Genomic DNA, 16,114 nt, shown 5'->3' on the forward strand with positions numbered 1-16,114 from the left:
CTGATCGATTCAGATTAGTCGTTGGACGATATCCGGGTCGGCAGCGACAATCCGGGCATGGAAAAACCCGACAGACATACCATTCATCTTCAACGGATCGACCGGGCGCAAAACATGCGGCGCTTCTACATGTTGAGCATTCAACCGACATTGTTCGGAGAAGTCTCGCTTATCCGAAATTGGGGTCGTATCGGTGCAGCAGGTCAGACGATGGTCGAGACATTTGACCGTCCGCTTGATGCAAAAGCAGCATTTCTGCGCATTGAACGCCAGAAAATACGCCGCGGTTACCGCGATCTGGTGGGCTAGAACCGGAACTCAAAGCGCCCCAGATTGCTTACATATCTGGCAGTTTCGGCACAGGCGACGTCATTAAAACAAAAGGCCGGTCTACGAGACCGGCCTTTCAACTCTACGACTCAATTCGCCCCACAGGCGTAGCAAAAGGTTGCGTCAATCAACGCCAGCCGAGTGCTGGAGCAATCTGCTTCAGGATCGTTTCAATCACATGTGTGTTGTAGGCGACACCCAGTTGATTTGGCACGGTCAGAAGCAGCGTATCAGCCTCGGAAATAGCCTCGTCAGCCTTCAGTTGTTCGATAAGGGCTTCCGGTTCAGCTGCATAACTTCTACCGAAGATTGCGCGTGTCTTATCGTCGATAAAACCGATCGTATCGCCTTCCTTGTTGCCGTAACCGAAATAGGCGCGATCCATATCATTGACGAGAGCAAAGATGCTGCGGCTGACCGAGACGCGTGGTTCACGGGCATGACCAGCTTCTTTCCAGGCAGCACGGAACGCGCGGATTTGTTCCGCCTGCTGAACATGAAACGGTTTGCCGGTTTCGTCGGTCTTCAGTGTCGAACTTTGCAGGTTCATGCCAAGTTTTGCGGCCCATTCCGCCGTCGCATTGGAGCTTGAGCCCCACCAGATGCGCTCGCGCAGACCATCCGAATGTGGTTCCAGCCGCAACAGACCGGGAGGGTTGGGGAACATCGGTCTTGGGTTGGGTTGCGCAAATCCGTCGCCCTCAAGGAGATCAAGGAAAACTTCGGTGTGCTGGCGCGCCATGTCTTCTTCTGTCTGGCCTTCTGCCGGGCGATAGCCAAAATACCGCCAACCGTCGATAACCTGTTCAGGCGAACCACGGCTGATGCCCAATTGCAGGCGTCCGCCGGAGATCAGATCGGCCGAACCAGCGTCCTCGATCATATAAAACGGGTTTTCGTAGCGCATGTCGATGACGCCAGTACCAATTTCAACCGTCTTGGTTCTGGCACCGACAGCGGCAAGCAGCGGGAACGGCGAGGCAAGCTGCCGCGCAAAGTGATGAACGCGGAAATAGGCGCCATCTGCTCCAAGTTCTTCGGCGGCTACAGCAAGGTCGATCGACTGCAAAAGAGTGTCGGCAGCCGAGCGTGTTTGCGACTGAGGGGAGGGCGTCCAGTGCCCGAACGACAAAAATCCGATCTTTTTCATATGGCCTTCAAAACGTTGGAGAAATACCGGTCACGCCGGCATCATTGTTGCCAGTCATATAGGCATCATTGCCCCTTATCCAATCCGGAAAACAAAGACAGCGTGTCGTCGAATTGTGAACGATCGCCCTGATTACACGCATTTGGCACGGCAACCGGCACACAACGCCGCATTAAAGCGGCTCACAGCGACATACTGTCACAACAGCAATCACTGGTCGCTATCGTTCTTAACGATTGTTAAAGCAGCATATACGTTTCCACTGGTAGCCCGGAGCAAAAGCGGATGCCCGCCGATTTCAATTCAGAATTACACGCTCGTCCGTCGATCTATTTTGAAGGCCCGGCTTTTGTGGAACATCTCGCATTTATGCCTGAAACGACTGGGGTACGGCCCAATGTCGACGACCACGTCTCAAGGATCACGGAGGATAGCTCCTTCAAGACCCAGATCGAGCATCATACGGAATTTGTTACCGTCACTCGAGTTCATCCCCTTGATAAAAGCAGTGAAAACTGGCCAACATCAGGTACCACAACAGGCGAATATGCTGAGGTTGCGGGCCTTACAGATGCCCGACTTATTTGCCGTGTCTGCATTCTGGTATCGGGCCCGGCGCCAGCCGAACTTGGCCCTGTCTTGAGAAAATTTGGCTTTGGCGACACCGCAGCATCGTCTATCGGCAACGGGGCTGCCCAGGTTTGCTCCGATTTCCGCGTCTATAACGACCAAAGCAGCCGCATCATCCTGTTCAACAATGATTTGAATGCCTATCGCCTAGGCCGAATGACCAGACGAATCTACGAAATCGAGACGTATCGCGGCATGGCGCTGCTTGGCCTTCCCGAAGCCAGACGCCTTTCGCCACAGCTGGTGGATTTCGATGCCAAGCTGGTGCATCTGACCAGCCGGAATTTGAGCACCTCGACATCGGAGCATAAGGCGCTGCTGGATGAAATCTCGCTACTGTCTGCTGAAATCATTTCCGCCACGGCTGAAACCCGTACGCGCTTCGGGGCAACAGCGGCCTATGCGAAGATCGTTGAAGAGCGGATTTCCGAACTGCGAGAGCAACACGTCGCCGGTTTCCAGCGTTTTGGGGTATTTGTCGCCCGTCGTTTCAATCCAGCCGTCCGCACGTGTCACGCCACAGCTGTGCGGTTAGAGCAGCTTTCACACGCAACAATGCACATGATCGACCTGTTGCAGACACGCATTCAGGTCGAAATCGAGTACCAGAACGCCGTGCAAATCCAGGCTATGGCCGACCGCGCGGCAACGCAGGTCAAGATCCAGCGCGCTGTTGAAGGTTTCTCGATCATCGCCATCAGCTACTATCTGCTCAGCCTGCTAAAGACGGTCTTTGAGACACTTGAACACTCAGGTTATCACCTGAGCCCTATGATCATGCTTGTGTCGATACCGGTCGTCATTGTTGCGGTTTGCATCACCATATTGCGTGTAAAACATGCTTTGAAACACGAGGCGTGACAGCACTGTCGAGCAGATGTGGGCGCACTATATGCACGCCAGCACATAGTTGCTCAACTCAATCGGCTCCGACTTCGGCGTCTTGAGCGTAATCGATGTAAATTGCACCGATGAGCTTTCCGGAATTATCGGTTACGGGATGCAATCCATCCTCAAAATCGCCCTTTTCCAGCCGATCAGCCAAAGCGCGTAAGGCGTTGGCACAGGCTTTATCAATGGCTTTTCCTGTCGGGCCACTCAACTTCAATTCAACGTCACAGTTCAGATGCTGTGAGAAATCCGCCTCATCCCGCACTGTAGGTACCCCTATTTGCATTTTTAAAGACCGATGACCGCGTTGAGAATAACAGAAAGGACCATGTCTGGCATAGCTGGTGACTAAAAAAAGACGTCGCATCAGTTTGATAGCCGCAGGCAGTGACATAATGAGAGGCTGCCAATCACCGGGGAAACGTCAGCACAGCGACAATCGTCAGAGCTTGACGCGCCCACTAAGTCTATCGACCATACGGATATCTCTCCCTCTGAGACGTCGACATCAAAAAACAGCAAACTATTGTAATCAGAGTGCGCATCGTGTCCCCCTAGTGCAATCTTAGCGGAACGATATCAGGGCGATTTGCGAAAAGTTGTCATCCCCACTTTGGGTGAGCAGTCGAACTGACTGCAGAAATAATGCGTTGCTGACTGCGTCCTTCCAACCGTCAGAGCGCCACTCGCCAAAAGTTGAATTCCCTATATCTGGCAGGGGAGTATGGTTCGCCATGTAAAACAGCTGGCTGGAGGTACCATGACGCGCCTGACCGCAAAAGATTTCCCGCAAGAACTGCTTGAACTTTACGACTTCTACGCTCACGGGCGGATTACAAAACGAGAATTCCTCGACCGGGCCGGCAAATTCGCCGTCGGCGGTATGACAGCCATCACCCTTCTGGGAGCACTCAGTCCCAATTATGCTTTGGCCCAACAGATCGCCTTCACTGATCCGGATATTGTGGCAGAGTACATCACCTACACGTCACCAAACGGTAATGGAGAAGTTCGGGGTTATCTTGTGCGCCCGGCCAAGGACGGCGTAGCGGTTACCGACCGCAAGGGCGGGATTGTGGTCGTGCACGAAAATCGGGGCTTGAACCCCTACATTGAAGATGTTGCCCGTCGCGTGGCCAAAGCCGGTTTTGTGGCACTTGCTCCCGATGGACTGACTTCGGTTGGCGGCTACCCGGGCAATGACGAAAAGGGACGTGAGTTGCAGCGGCAGGTCGATCCGACCAAGCTGATGAACGACTTCTTTGCCGCCATTGAATGGATGATGGCCAGCGACCTCACCACCGGTAAGGTCGGCATCACCGGCTTTTGTTATGGTGGTGGCGTATCCAATGCGGCGGCAGTCGCGTATCCTGAACTTGCTGCTTCCGTGCCGTTCTACGGACGTCAGGTTCCGGCGGCTGATGTTGCGAAGATAAAAGCACCGCTGCTGCTGCAATTTGCCCAGCATGACGATAACGTCAATGCTGGTTGGCCGGCCTATGAGGCGGCCTTGAAGGAAAATGGAAAAGTCTATGAGGCCTACATTTATCCGGACACCAATCACGGTTTCCATAATGACTCCACTCCTCGCTACGGTGAAGAGGCGGCAAAACTTGCCTGGGAGCGCACGATAGAGTGGTTCAAAAAATACGTTGCCTGACGCGGCGATGACAGTTGCAGCTGACAAGGGCAGGGGCGTCTCTGCCCTTGTCAGCCTTGCGGGTTCGGGAGGCTATTCATGATCAGCTTGCCGCTGCTTTTGCATCATGACTGTGACGATCAACCTGCGTGGCGACAATCTTTGCCACCAGGTGCGTCAGGTTTCGTGCTTCAAATCGATCCTTCAGTCTGTCCAGACGATGTTCGATCGTTCTAGGCGACAGATTAAGCAGTTCGGCGATTTCCTTGGTGGATTGCCCTTCAATCAACAGCTGAATAATATTGTCATCGGTGATGTCGGTCTTTGCCTCCAGCATACGCGAAATGAAGAAACGCCCCTCGATCAGGCTCAGACACCAGCCAGGCTTTCCCTCAACTTTCTGCGGCAGGATAAGGCGCTCGTAGCCAATCCGGACACCGAGAAGTTTTGTTCGCACGACATCAATGGCCGGACGTTTGGAACAGAGGGCCCGTGAATAGCTTGCGATGATCGCATCATCAATGAAGCGACGGTCGAGGTCGCGCAAGGCAGCATCGGGAAACTGCCTTTTCATTTCATTCAGCAGACCACTCTTGAAACCAAAATCCTTCACGCGACGGAAGCGCCAGTCGTAAGGATCATCTGCGCTTGTTGTGATGACCGAAAGCGCCATCTTAATAGTCAGCCGGCTGAGGATACCGGCATAGAGGTCATCGACACCAGTGGTTTCGTCAGACTGCAACCACGCATCGATAAGGTCCTGAGAGAGTGAATTGAATGAACCCATGTCTGCATGCGCCGAGTATGAATTATCGTGTTGTTTCAACGGCATTATGATTGACATTCGTTAGCAAACGATTGTAGCGCCGCACGAAAAATATCCAATAATCGGGAGACCTAAAATTGTCCGTGACACGCACGGATGAAGCAAGCACGGCTTCGCCGACACAAACTCGATCCATGCTTCTCCGTGAAGGCAACACAAAGCAAAAAATCAATGCTGCCATTAATGCTCTGTTGAGCATGGACAAAAGCGCCACCTTAAAAGCGAACCGACAGGGTAAAATTACCGTCCGTAATTATTCGGCCGTTTAAGAATTGGATGGAATTGTGGCGACCGAGGGCGACCAGAACCGTCGCAGCCTGCCTCTCCCTGGAGGTTGGCAACAAATGGGATCGGCCCGTCGGCCAAGCATTCTTTCGTCTCATGAGAGGCGTCCCCATTTCCCCGCATCCGATTTTAATCAACAAACGCGACGATCGTCATGACGATTGCAACCACAGAAGCGGCAGAGATCAAGGACAACGAGACAGTCATGCCGTAAGCAATCTCATGCTGACCTTTCATAGGTAAAACAGGACAAAAAATGCGACTGATGACCACCATCCCAGCGGGAAGAATTGTAATGCTGTGCGGCACCGCCTTGCTGCTCGCCTCATGCTCTGGGGAGCCGTCTGCGAGCGACATCAGCAAGGCGCTGAACGGCGCAATCGAGGCAGAACAGAACCAGATGAAGAACCTGACTGCGGGCTTGAGCGCAGGACTTCCCGGTGGTGCCAACCCGGTCAGTGAGATGATGTCGATCCAGATAACAGATCTCGAGAAAATCGGCTGCAAGGAAAGTGGTGAGAAGGCCTATGTCTGCGACGTCCGTTACACCGCAAAAGGCGGTCTGTTCGGTAAAGAAGGCCGCGACATCACAACTCCGATCAGAATGGTCAAAGCCAGTGACGGATGGGCCGCATCTGCTCGCTGATGCCTTTCCTCTTTTATCACCATTGCAATCCTGAAAGATACATCATGCGATATCTCCTAGCGGCGGCACTCACCGCCAGCGCGCTGATGGGCACGACCCCGGCCAGTGCCCAACAGGCGCAGAAGATTTATTATTCCGGCGCATTCAATTGCGGCCAGACCGACTACACTACCAACTGGAATATCCGCAAAGACCTGTCCGGTGACATTGCGGTTACCGTCTATTACCAGCAGCGCGGCTCCAGCCACGTGAACTGGCTCGACTTGACCGAGCGCAAGACCGCCAACGGCATGCAGCTTCACGATGCCAACGGCAACCCAAGACTTGATGTGGCAGCCGACGGCGATACGATCCGGGCAATCTGGATGAAGGGCGCTCCACAATCGGATTGCTCGACTTTTGCAGTTAGCCGTTCAGACAGTCCACGGGATCGCTTCGACCAGTTGTTTGCTCTGCTCGATACCAGCAAACCGGATGAAGAGATCGCGGCCAAGGTTGCGGATGCCACACGTTTCCCGCCTATCGTTTACGCCCTGCCGGAACTCGATCAGACGACCTATTCACAACGTTATAGCACGTCGATCTCCGAGTTCTGGACACGCTACAGAACAACACTATCAGACGAACTGACGGCGATGCCGATCTCCACGGACGCAGAGCGCAAGGCGTTGAGCGAACGTGTTGATGCTGCCCTGTCCAACACCCTGCGTTCCTCCGCTGACAACAACGGTTTTCGGGACATGGTGACGATGCTGCAAAAGACGGCCGATCGCCTGGCCGACAGCGGTGCCAGCCCGGCCACCGTTCTCGGTAACAGCGACGCGGGCCTGATGTGTCAGCGTTTTACCAACCTCAACTTTGCCTATAACTATTTCGAATTCGACAAGCTTCAGCTCGCAACCGCCGTTCCTTTCGATTACTGGACGCGCGACATGGCAGAGAAATTCCTGGAGGATGCGCCGGGTTGCAAAGCCATTCACAAGGACTATTCTCAGCGTCTGGCATCGCAGTGGGCTGAAATCCAGAAGAGCCAGCAATTCATTGAGACATTGCGCGCCGAACAGGCCCGTCTGCGTGCACTTCCTGCAACGGTCGAAACGCTGGTTGACACAAAAAATCTCCAGCCCGACCCGGAAAAAGTGCGTCTTGGTTATGGCCAATCCAACCTGTCGGACCGTTTCTTCGGTAGCCCTCTGGATGCCCGACGTCAGGAAATTCTGTCCATTGCCATGAAGGACATTGATGATCAGGTCGCGTCCTATTCGTTGGAAAAACCGGACGCTGCCAAACAGATCGGCGACCTTTGCGATCAGCTCGGATACCTTCGTAATCTCGGTGAAGACCAGCGCACGACAGTGCGTGAAAAATGTGAGGCTGTCCGCACAACACTCGACGAAAAGCAGACAACTGCAGCCCTCGAGAAGGTGACCACTGCGTTCGCCTCCGTGGAACCAGGTACTGAACAGGCCAAAGTGGCACGCGAACTATGCAGCGATCTACCTTCCAAGTTGAGCGGTAACGCGTTCTCTGCCGTCCATAGCGCTTGCCAGGTCGAGACGACAAAGCTGGCAAAAAAGGAAGATGAATTACGTTGCACCAACGCGCTGGCCGCTTCGGGTGCATCAGAAAACTTCCTTGAAACAACGGTTGCCGTGGCCGAAACCAGTGGAATATCAAAGGCTCCACTGAAGGACCTCGTCTGCAAGGGTGCTGTGCGCGAGATTAATGTCAGCTTCTCCAGCAGCGGCATGCTGATGTGGAAAACGCAGGCCATGACCGTCCGTTTTCCTAATTATGAAGAGCCATTGCAATTTGTCCTGAACGAAGATGAAAACGATGCGGACTGGGTACTCGCCGTCGAAGACAAGTCAACGATCGAGCGACTGGAAAAGCAGCGCATGCGCATCGAGATCGTCTCGGCCTGCTTCATGGGTTCTCCAGCCTGCCACCCCTGATCCTGGAAAATCGTTGAGTGTAAAGGGGCAGGCCAATATCTGCCCCTCTTTCTCTGCCCTCTGTTTTGCGAGCACATCCATGACTTTTTCGAGATTATCCGCACTTGGCCTTGTGGCTGGCATTTGCATCGCGTCGACATCACACGCCGCCGAATTCCGGTCGACCTATTCTGAAACCCTTGCCTGCCCGGTGACTGAAGAGGGGGATGATGCCTTTATTCGGGAATGCACCGGCCCCGGAAATGTTCGGGCCGTGCTGCAATATGTCGAAGGGCTGGTTGGCGTGTTCTACCTGCCTATGGGTGGTAAGACGCCGTTGGAACGTGACGACATGTTCGAGATCAGTCCCAAGGCACGCCAACCCTATGGTGCGAAGCTTGAATGGCGCCAGCGCGTCGGTGACGCCACGCCTTGCGCAGCCGTGATCCGTGTCTTTACAAACAAGGGGGAGGTGCTGGTGGTCAATGAACTAGCAACCGGCAACCGCATCGGCGTCGTAAAGGCCAACCAGCAGGCACGGGTTCTTGCTGATCGTACCTGTGGTGAAGCAAAGGCAGTGCCCACTATCGCAGAAGCAGAAAGCACACCGGTGGTCAAACCGGTCACGTTGCCGGCAGAAAACGGCAGCGTTTCAGCAGCTGCACGGTTGGGTAGGGAACGCTTCATGCAGATCTACATAGAGACTGGCATCGTCGGCGCAATCGAGGCAATCGAACAATGCTATAGTGATTTTGGGAAACAGCCGTCTGCAACAAAGCTTGCAGAATGTGGGGCAATTGACCTGACAGGCGCTGAAGCCGACGGTTCCGTATTGAGCGGGCGGCCGGACCTGCAACAGGCTTTCCTTGCAAAGGATAAACCGGCGGCACGGCTCATCGCGGGGATGAAAACACTTGGCCTCGATGACAAGGCGCGCCAGACTTTCACGCAAGAATTCGAAACAGCCACCGGCATGCGCATTGCTGCGCAAGCTCCAGCAAAACCGCAGAGCGGATCAGTCTTCAAATTTTCCGAATGATCGGGGCTGCGATACGTCAATACAAAAAGCCATCACGACCGGTGTCGTGATGGTGGCGATCCGCAAACATTATCCGCGATGTGCCATCATGGATGGTCTCAAACATGTCGGTTAAAGATTTTTTGGGTTGGTGACGCAACCTATCCTTTACGCTTTCACCGCAAATTGTCCCGCACTGGAAACTGACAAGGAGTGACGGGTGCCGAAGATCACAAGAAAAAGCGCATTGCTGGCAATTTTGCTTGTTTGCCTTCTCTTCCTTCCACCGTTCAACGGGTTCTTGCGTCAGGGAATGTTTTTGGTTGAAGACTACTTCGATGACAGGCCGGAACAATCGGCGCTCTTCATCGGAAACAGTCGGACATTTTACCACAATATGCCCGCGATGGTACGCACCATTGCCGACTCCGCTGGCTACACCAAAAAGCTTCATATCGAAATGGCTGCAAATCCCGGCGTCAGTCTGGGTTTTCACCTCAAGAATGAGCACACCCAAGAGTTGCTATCGCAAAAATGGGATCATGTCGTACTGCAGGTGCTCAGCAGTGATCAATACAGCGCAGAACAGTCCCCTCAGGCATGGCAAGATGCCACAAACCTGATCAGACAAGTCCAGGACCATGGATCCATTCCGGCCATGTTCGTCACCTGGCGTTACACCGACCGATGTGTAAAGAATGCTGGTATGCCGACGGCAGAGGCAAAGGCGTTTGCGCCATCAGGGTATGCCAATATGCATACCAACATTCAGGAACAGCACGCTCGCCTTGCGGCCTTGACTGGGGTAGATCTGGTGAATGTCGGTTTGGTCTGGGAAGCGCTGCAAAGCCAGCCTCTGCGCTTCAGCCTCTATGATGATTGCAACCATCCTTCAATCTACGGCAGCTACCTTTCAGCACTGATGTTCTACAGCTACTTCTCCGGCAACGACGTCAAAAACGTAACGTTCAAGCCAGACGAAATTTCATCCGAAGACGCAGAGATGTTGAAGCAAGCAGTCTCTCGCGACGGGCAGACAAACGCTTCAAAATGACGCTTGAAGCAATAAAAAACGGTTAGAACGATTTGATCGATCACTCCAATCGAGCCGACGGCATTAACACCCCATAAATCTTGCTATGGTTGTATACCGCTCGGCTGGGGAGCGAAATCTATGACAAGTGATTTAACGGGCGGGCGACGTCACGACATCGATGCGTTGCGCGTCTTCTGCTTCGGCACGATCATCATCTACCACACCAGCCTCATCTACGGGACAAAGGACTGGTGGCTCAACTCCGTCGAGAGCAGCCGACTGGTGGACCTTGTTGAAATCGCCTCTCACCCATGGCGCATGAGCTTGCTGTTTTTCATTTCAGGATTGGTCACAGCATCATTGCTGCGTAGACGGTCAGTCGCTGAAGTTCGCAGCACCCGCAGCAGACAATTATTGCCGCCATTCATTCTGGGGGTCCTGCTTGTTGTTCCGCCGCAGATTTTCCTTTCACCGCATAATCCGTTCCCTGATCTGTCGTACTGGGAATTCTGGGTACACTACATCCAATCGGGCGTGACGCTGGAACACATGTGGTTTCTCGCTTATCTCTGGATTTACATGTTTGCCTGGTCCGTACTGCAACCGAACATACAGCGACATTGGCCCGACATATCAGCATCTCTGGCCAACCGACTGCGAGGCAAGGGACTGTTCATTTTCCCGGTATTGCTTCTGATGGCTCTCAGAGTTTGCCTTTACCCGGTGTTTGGCGTGACACTGGTGATAACCACCGATTTTTACGCCCATGCCGTCTACTTTTCGATGTTCATGGCTGGCTCCCTGCTGGTCAACGAAAAAGGTTTTTGGCAGGAAATTGATCGTCAGCGCTGGACAAGTCTTGCTGTTGCAATCCTATCATTGTTGGCTCTCACAGGATTCTACACACTGAATTTCTGGCAAGACATGCAAGAGATTGTGCCGACAGCGATTAATATCACCTGGCCGATCTTCCAGTGGTGCGCAATGATGACCTTGTTGGCATTTGCCGGCAGAATTGCCAGCCGTCCGAACCGCGTTGTTACCTATCTCAACAAATCGACGATGACCTATTATATCGCGCACCAGACGGTGATCGTCATCGTTGGCTATTATGTTGCGCAAGCAGGTCTGCTCGATATCCGGTCGTTCATTCCGATTGTTGTCGCCACTGCAATCATCTGCGCCATCATTGCCGAGGCAAAAACACTCTTAACCGCCCGCCTTCTTCCATGGATATTCAATCTGGCATCGGTTAGAAAAAGCATGTCAAAACCGGTTTCATCGGATGTGAGCTGACTACCATCTCCATATGTGAATAAGCTTCGGATGACGATGACCGGAATTATTCAGGAACCCACCTGCCACACATGCCGTTTGCAATCCTGGGAGCGGTAGCAACTTCGTTGCCGGCTCATCACGTAAGGAAACGAGATGATGGTGAAGTCTTTGAGTAAGGGCGATAAGGTCGCCTGGAACACAAGTCAGGGTGAAACCAAGGGTAAGGTTGTCCGAAAACAGACATCAGCAACCAAGATAAAAGATTATCCGGTTAAGGCGACACCCGACGATCCGCAATATATCGTGGAAAGTGAGAAATCAGGAAAGCGGGCTGCCCACAAGCCCGATCAACTCCGCAAGTTGAGTTGAAGCGGCGACGGGTCGTACTTCCGCCTCCCGATCCACACCTGTCATTGCGTATCAGCTACCAACGAGATTGATCTTCCCGTTTTCCTCGCCGTCCCAATACTGGATCGCCTCGGCACTGACCTTCAAAAGTGTAAGTCCGGGCGTTTCGATACCGTCAGGAAACCAGTGATCGAGGCCAGTTGTCCAATGCTCTGCAAAGTAGCTGCGATCTCTGATAATTTCAGCGACGCCGTCAATGGAGATGAATATTCCCGGTTTGCCAAGCAGACTGGGCGGCTCGCTAAAGGTCAGCGTAACACTGCGGTCCCTGTTGATTTCGGAAATTTTTGACGTGTCGTCGTAGGTAAAAAACCACGAATCCCCGTCATACTCGACGTCACCATTATTGCTCATGGGCCGGGTAGCAATTCGCCCATCCTCACGGCGTGTGCACATCATGCAGAAGTCAATTTTGCGGATATATTTTGATAGATTTTCCATGTTCATCGTTGTCGTCATAATCGCTCCTCCCGCGATGGATGGCAAAGGCCATTCCGACGCGCCATTCATTCAGGACTTTTGAAAAAATCACTCATGACGGCGCAGACAGATGTAACCGTTCCACTCGTCATCCGTTCCATCGCCAAGAGGGCTAGATAATCGTGTTCAGCGGTTGCGGCGGTGGCGCCAAAGTGCAATCACACAAATTGCCTGTTGTTGCAGGCAGAAACTTGCGAAATGTCTTCATGTTCGACCCGCTGATAATATACGCTGATGGCTCTTATGATCCTGCAACCCAGACAGGTGGCTGGGCCTTTGTCGTGCATGAAGCAGGACAACTCATTCACTCGGCTCACGGCAACGACGCTGGCCTGACCAACAACACATTTGAAGTGCTGGCCGTCATGAAAGCAATAATGTGGGTGGATGGCCATGCGCAGGGCAGGCAAGTTGTTGTGCGAACCGACTCCGTGCATGTTGTCGAAGGATGCCGGCACTGGCGGGCGATCTGGCGCGGCAATGGCTGGAAACGTATCAACCCAAATCAGCGGGCACGAAAAAGGCAGATACCTGATGCAGAGCTTTGGAAAGACCTGGACGGGTTTCTCCTGCGTCATCCAACCATTGAGATAGAATGGTGTAAGGCACATTCCGGCATCGAGGGCAACGAGATGGTGGACAGAATGGCGCGGGCCTCCGGAAAAACGTCACCACCCTAATCCGCCGAAGTATCGATCGTCGCAAATCCCTGGAAGCTGGATCTCTATGAACATGACCCTGGCAGAACTCATACAAGGGTATCGCCCCCATATCGAAGACGCTTCCGTGGGTGTGCGGCGCAGTTGGGAAGAGACCTTCAAATATACGCTGAAACATTATCCGCCAGGAACTCGTCTAGAGGATTTCGATCTGGAAATATTGGCAGAAAAAATGTCCGTCGAAGGTATTCAACCGCGTTTTGTGGATGGCTACGTCAAACGTTGGCGTGACCTGCTGCAGCAACAAAGGGAAACCCGACTACCGGGTCGGTGATATCTAAACAAGCCGCTCATTGCTCAATGCCACACCACCCCGGAAGATGCCGTGCCTCACCCGATTTCGCCAGCTTCATGGCTGTCGCCAAGGCCTCATCAAAGGCGCGATTGACATAATCGAGGCCGATACGGCGTCGTAGAAAATCGGCCCAGACAAATTCCAAAAACGGAACTGCGACTTTGGCAAATCCTCCGGCCATCCGTAGATAACCGGCAAGAGATCTAAAAGGATCGTCCTTAAGATCCTCGACCTTTTTCGGAATGTCGTCAGTGTGCCGTCTCAGGCCAGCGACATCAAATGGATAGATCAGATTTTTATGGTCCATAACCGACCAGAATTCGTCTTTCTCCAGGTGCGCGAGATTGCTGACAACACTGGTCAGGACATGTTCGACGCCTTCCTCATGCAGCGCACGGACAAGATGATGATGATCAACAAGGAACAATCTGCCTTTGGGGCCAGCAACGACAGGAACGATATGATGGCCAAGAAAACCATCGCCCCGTGTCGGGGCTGTTTCCCGCCATTCTTTTCTTTTCAGCTCTACCTCGCGAAAGCCGACCGTGATCTGGGTCGGTCGCAATTTTGTAATCTCCGTACGGGTGAGGCGGGGTTCATAAATATGTGTCATGTCTGCTCCCTTGTTTTTTCCAAAGCAGTAACAGCATCGTCGACACTATAATTTGCACGGCGTAATAAATCCTCACCGCCACCACGTGCCAGCATGTCACGCACCGCGTCATGCATTCGGGCATAACGAATGGTGATATTGCGCTTGCGCAGGTTGGCATCGAACTCCAGCAACGCATCAAGTGCTGTCGTATCAAGCTCAAATGTTTCTTCCAGACTGACAATGGCAATCTTTGTGTCTGGATTTGCAAGAATCAATCGCGTGATGTCGGCAAAAATCGGTTCTGCATTGCCAAAAAATAGTGGCTGTGCCGGGCGCAAAACCATAATGCCCGCCGGAGCCTCGGCATCCGGGTGCCGTTTCAAGTCTACGAAATTATGGCTACTGCCTAGCCGACCCAGAACCATGACAAGGGGTGATGATAGTCGACGCAGGAATACGGCAAACGACAGCACGATGGCCGCTAACATGCCATCCAGAACACCAAAAAACAGCACGCCCGCCGTTGCACCAAGAGCAAGGATAAGGTCGTGTTTCAAGCGCCACAACCTGATCAGCGGAGAGGGATCAAGTGCATGGAGCAGGGCGACAATGATGATTGCGGAAAGTGCCGCTTGCGGAATGTAAGCAAACCATGTGGACGCTACCAGACAGAAGATTGCCAGTCCAACGGCAGCAACCGCGGAAGCAAACCGCGTCTGCGGGTTGGCTGCCTCACTGGCGGCCCCTGCGGAAAACCCGGCACCTACCGGCATTCCCTGCAAAGCGGCACTGGCAAGGTTTGCGATGCCAAGCGTTTTTAGCTCGCTGTTCGCATCGACAATCTCACCATGCCTGAGCGACAATCCTCGTATTGTACCCCAGGATTCCGCAAACAGGATCAGTACCAAAGGTGGTGCAAAGCGCGCCACGTGGGAAAGTTCATCAAACGAGATCGCCGTGAAGCTGCCCCATATCCCCGACAGATCGATTGATCCAACGATAGCAACGCCTTTTTCCTGCAGATTAAGCAGTATTGAAACGGGGATAATAAGTGCCAGTACGACGAGGCTTGCCGGCAATTGTGGAATCCGCCGCGTGGCCAATAGAAAGGCCAGAGCTGCGGCCGCAACCAAAATGCTACATGTATTCCACTGACCCGGGTTGGTCATGATGCGCCAGATCGCCTCAAAAGTGCCGGCCCCTGTGGTTGACACCCCTGAAATCACTGGGAACTGTTTCAAGGTAATCAGTATGGCGAGGCCAAAGGTGAACCCGCGCAGCACCGGCCTAGAAATCACGCTGGAGAGCGCACCGAGTTTCAGCAGGCCTGCTGCCAGAAACAACAGCCCGACAAAAAACACCACCACGGCAACCAGCAGCATTTTTTGTCCGGGCTCAGGGACCAGCGCGACCAGCATGGCAGCCAATATCGCTGCGGACGAAGAGGTCGGTGAGATGATCGCAAACCGACTGCGCCCGAGGACCGCATAAACCAGACAGCCTGCAACAGCAGCGTAGAGAGCGTGTTGAGGAGGGACCCCGGCGATGCCGGAATAGGCAATAGCCTCGGGAAGCATGAGGCCAGCGACAGAGAGCCCTGCGAGAATATCCCGCCCTTTGTTAGTCACGTAGCACCTTGATCATCAGCGAAGTCCTTACGCGAAGACAGACAATCCCCATGCACTTTAGGGATGAAGACTAACTTGAATTTCCGATGAAAATCCAGACCGCAAAACAGGCTGCATTCCAGCAGTTAAAGCAGGTCGCCACCTAGGATCAAATACTCTGAAAAATCAGAACATGCTTATATAGTTTTCAATTGTGTGAAGCTGACGAGCACAGGCGCACTTAAACTGCCGGTGATTACAGACGTCGGGAGACCCACGGTGAAATGCGTTAACCCAAACAGATAAAAACTGCCTAAAGTAACGGTTCAGAAAGCGCCCCGAGGCGA

17 protein-coding genes are annotated in these 16,114 nt (G+C 53.2%); 11 read left to right on the top strand and 6 right to left on the bottom strand.

All coding sequences use genetic code 11. From position 1 onward, the window contains the following. Positions 1 to 57: 57 nt before the first annotated feature. A complete protein-coding gene (locus tag M2418_RS17985; RefSeq protein WP_259148646.1) occupies positions 58 to 309 on the top strand; it encodes a WGR domain-containing protein in 252 nt (83 codons plus the stop codon). Positions 310 to 457: 148 nt separating this feature from the next. Here M2418_RS17985 and M2418_RS17990 read toward each other — a convergent pair whose 3' ends face one another. Then, on the bottom strand, positions 458 to 1,480 hold the full coding sequence (locus tag M2418_RS17990) for an LLM class flavin-dependent oxidoreductase (RefSeq protein WP_259148285.1): 1,023 nt from the start codon (positions 1,478 to 1,480) through the stop codon (positions 458 to 460). A gap of 285 nt (positions 1,481 to 1,765) precedes the next feature. On the opposite strand from M2418_RS17990, the gene M2418_RS17995 reads away from it, so the two are divergent. After that, on the top strand, positions 1,766 to 2,971 hold the full coding sequence (locus M2418_RS17995) for a DUF3422 domain-containing protein (protein WP_259148286.1): 1,206 nt from the start codon (positions 1,766 to 1,768) through the stop codon (positions 2,969 to 2,971). Between the two features lie 58 nt (positions 2,972 to 3,029). Here M2418_RS17995 and M2418_RS18000 read toward each other — a convergent pair whose 3' ends face one another. Beyond that, the gene (locus tag M2418_RS18000; protein ID WP_192490687.1) at positions 3,030 to 3,395 is read right to left on the bottom strand and encodes a hypothetical protein; all 366 of its coding nucleotides are present in this window, start codon (positions 3,393 to 3,395) and stop codon (positions 3,030 to 3,032) included. Positions 3,396 to 3,761: 366 nt separating this feature from the next. On the opposite strand from M2418_RS18000, the gene yghX reads away from it, so the two are divergent. After that, positions 3,762 to 4,661 carry a YghX family hydrolase gene (gene yghX / locus M2418_RS18005; protein ID WP_259148287.1) on the top strand — a complete coding sequence of 300 codons (900 nt, stop codon included), beginning with the start codon at positions 3,762 to 3,764 and terminating at the stop codon, positions 4,659 to 4,661. A gap of 82 nt (positions 4,662 to 4,743) precedes the next feature. Here yghX and M2418_RS18010 read toward each other — a convergent pair whose 3' ends face one another. Beyond that, positions 4,744 to 5,427, bottom strand: coding sequence for a helix-turn-helix transcriptional regulator (locus M2418_RS18010; protein WP_259148288.1), 684 nt, complete (start codon positions 5,425 to 5,427; stop codon positions 4,744 to 4,746). 580 nt (positions 5,428 to 6,007) lie between these two features. Here M2418_RS18010 and M2418_RS18015 point away from each other — a divergent pair. The 6 genes from M2418_RS18015 to M2418_RS18040 all read left to right on the top strand — a co-directional run bounded on the left by M2418_RS18015 (position 6,008) and on the right by M2418_RS18040 (position 12,032). Next, positions 6,008 to 6,397 (top strand): hypothetical protein, encoded by a 390-nt coding sequence (locus M2418_RS18015; RefSeq protein ID WP_259148289.1) that lies wholly within the window; start codon positions 6,008 to 6,010, stop codon positions 6,395 to 6,397. Between the two features lie 44 nt (positions 6,398 to 6,441). Beyond that, on the top strand, positions 6,442 to 8,352 hold the full coding sequence (locus M2418_RS18020; protein ID WP_259148291.1) for a hypothetical protein: 1,911 nt from the start codon (positions 6,442 to 6,444) through the stop codon (positions 8,350 to 8,352). A 79-nt stretch (positions 8,353 to 8,431) separates the two neighbouring features. Beyond that, positions 8,432 to 9,370, top strand: coding sequence for a hypothetical protein (locus tag M2418_RS18025; protein WP_259148293.1), 939 nt, complete (start codon positions 8,432 to 8,434; stop codon positions 9,368 to 9,370). A 199-nt stretch (positions 9,371 to 9,569) separates the two neighbouring features. Further along, a complete protein-coding gene (locus M2418_RS18030) occupies positions 9,570 to 10,403 on the top strand; it encodes a DUF4886 domain-containing protein (protein WP_259148294.1) in 834 nt (277 codons plus the stop codon). 120 nt (positions 10,404 to 10,523) lie between these two features. Continuing rightward, positions 10,524 to 11,681 (top strand): acyltransferase family protein, encoded by a 1,158-nt coding sequence (locus M2418_RS18035; protein WP_259148296.1) that lies wholly within the window; start codon positions 10,524 to 10,526, stop codon positions 11,679 to 11,681. 138 nt (positions 11,682 to 11,819) lie between these two features. Next, positions 11,820 to 12,032 carry a DUF2945 domain-containing protein gene (locus M2418_RS18040; protein WP_259148647.1) on the top strand — a complete coding sequence of 71 codons (213 nt, stop codon included), beginning with the start codon at positions 11,820 to 11,822 and terminating at the stop codon, positions 12,030 to 12,032. Positions 12,033 to 12,083: 51 nt separating this feature from the next. On the opposite strand, the gene M2418_RS18045 is transcribed toward M2418_RS18040, so the two are convergent. Then, positions 12,084 to 12,581 carry a pyridoxamine 5'-phosphate oxidase family protein gene (locus tag M2418_RS18045; RefSeq protein ID WP_259148297.1) on the bottom strand — a complete coding sequence of 166 codons (498 nt, stop codon included), beginning with the start codon at positions 12,579 to 12,581 and terminating at the stop codon, positions 12,084 to 12,086. Between the two features lie 176 nt (positions 12,582 to 12,757). Between M2418_RS18045 and M2418_RS18050 the strand changes: the two genes are divergently transcribed. Next, a complete protein-coding gene (locus M2418_RS18050) occupies positions 12,758 to 13,231 on the top strand; it encodes a ribonuclease H (protein WP_259148299.1) in 474 nt (157 codons plus the stop codon). Positions 13,232 to 13,283: 52 nt separating this feature from the next. Next, positions 13,284 to 13,544, top strand: a complete 261-nt coding sequence (locus M2418_RS18055; RefSeq protein WP_259148300.1) for a hypothetical protein — start codon at positions 13,284 to 13,286, stop codon at positions 13,542 to 13,544. A 16-nt stretch (positions 13,545 to 13,560) separates the two neighbouring features. Here M2418_RS18055 and M2418_RS18060 read toward each other — a convergent pair whose 3' ends face one another. Then, on the bottom strand, positions 13,561 to 14,178 hold the full coding sequence (locus M2418_RS18060) for a ParB-like protein (RefSeq protein WP_259148302.1): 618 nt from the start codon (positions 14,176 to 14,178) through the stop codon (positions 13,561 to 13,563). Further along, positions 14,175 to 15,788: a SulP family inorganic anion transporter gene (locus M2418_RS18065; RefSeq protein WP_259148304.1), complete on the bottom strand. Its 1,614-nt coding sequence runs from the start codon at positions 15,786 to 15,788 to the stop codon at positions 14,175 to 14,177. Before M2418_RS18065 ends, M2418_RS18060 begins: the two co-directional genes overlap by 4 nt. Positions 15,789 to 16,114: the final 326 nt, after the last annotated feature.

The sequence above is a fragment of the Rhizobium sp. BIGb0125 genome (assembly GCF_024810055.1).
GTDB lineage: Bacteria > Pseudomonadota > Alphaproteobacteria > Rhizobiales > Rhizobiaceae > Agrobacterium.

What these genes read in the sequence shown, in the direction of transcription:
- M2418_RS17985 (WP_259148646.1), top strand. Translation starts at nt 58, where the DNA reads ATGGAAAAACCCGACAGACATACCATTCATCTTCAACGGATCGACCGG.
- M2418_RS17990 (WP_259148285.1), bottom strand. Translation starts at nt 1,480, where the DNA reads ATGAAAAAGATCGGATTTTTGTCGTTCGGGCACTGGACGCCCTCCCCT.
- M2418_RS17995 (WP_259148286.1), top strand. Translation starts at nt 1,766, where the DNA reads ATGCCCGCCGATTTCAATTCAGAATTACACGCTCGTCCGTCGATCTAT.
- M2418_RS18000 (WP_192490687.1), bottom strand. Translation starts at nt 3,395, where the DNA reads ATGTCACTGCCTGCGGCTATCAAACTGATGCGACGTCTTTTTTTAGTC.
- yghX (WP_259148287.1), top strand. Translation starts at nt 3,762, where the DNA reads ATGACGCGCCTGACCGCAAAAGATTTCCCGCAAGAACTGCTTGAACTT.
- M2418_RS18010 (WP_259148288.1), bottom strand. Translation starts at nt 5,427, where the DNA reads ATGGGTTCATTCAATTCACTCTCTCAGGACCTTATCGATGCGTGGTTG.
- M2418_RS18015 (WP_259148289.1), top strand. Translation starts at nt 6,008, where the DNA reads ATGCGACTGATGACCACCATCCCAGCGGGAAGAATTGTAATGCTGTGC.
- M2418_RS18020 (WP_259148291.1), top strand. Translation starts at nt 6,442, where the DNA reads ATGCGATATCTCCTAGCGGCGGCACTCACCGCCAGCGCGCTGATGGGC.
- M2418_RS18025 (WP_259148293.1), top strand. Translation starts at nt 8,432, where the DNA reads ATGACTTTTTCGAGATTATCCGCACTTGGCCTTGTGGCTGGCATTTGC.
- M2418_RS18035 (WP_259148296.1), top strand. Translation starts at nt 10,524, where the DNA reads ATGACAAGTGATTTAACGGGCGGGCGACGTCACGACATCGATGCGTTG.
- M2418_RS18040 (WP_259148647.1), top strand. Translation starts at nt 11,820, where the DNA reads ATGGTGAAGTCTTTGAGTAAGGGCGATAAGGTCGCCTGGAACACAAGT.
- M2418_RS18045 (WP_259148297.1), bottom strand. Translation starts at nt 12,581, where the DNA reads ATGAATGGCGCGTCGGAATGGCCTTTGCCATCCATCGCGGGAGGAGCG.
- M2418_RS18050 (WP_259148299.1), top strand. Translation starts at nt 12,758, where the DNA reads ATGTTCGACCCGCTGATAATATACGCTGATGGCTCTTATGATCCTGCA.
- M2418_RS18055 (WP_259148300.1), top strand. Translation starts at nt 13,284, where the DNA reads ATGACCCTGGCAGAACTCATACAAGGGTATCGCCCCCATATCGAAGAC.
- M2418_RS18060 (WP_259148302.1), bottom strand. Translation starts at nt 14,178, where the DNA reads ATGACACATATTTATGAACCCCGCCTCACCCGTACGGAGATTACAAAA.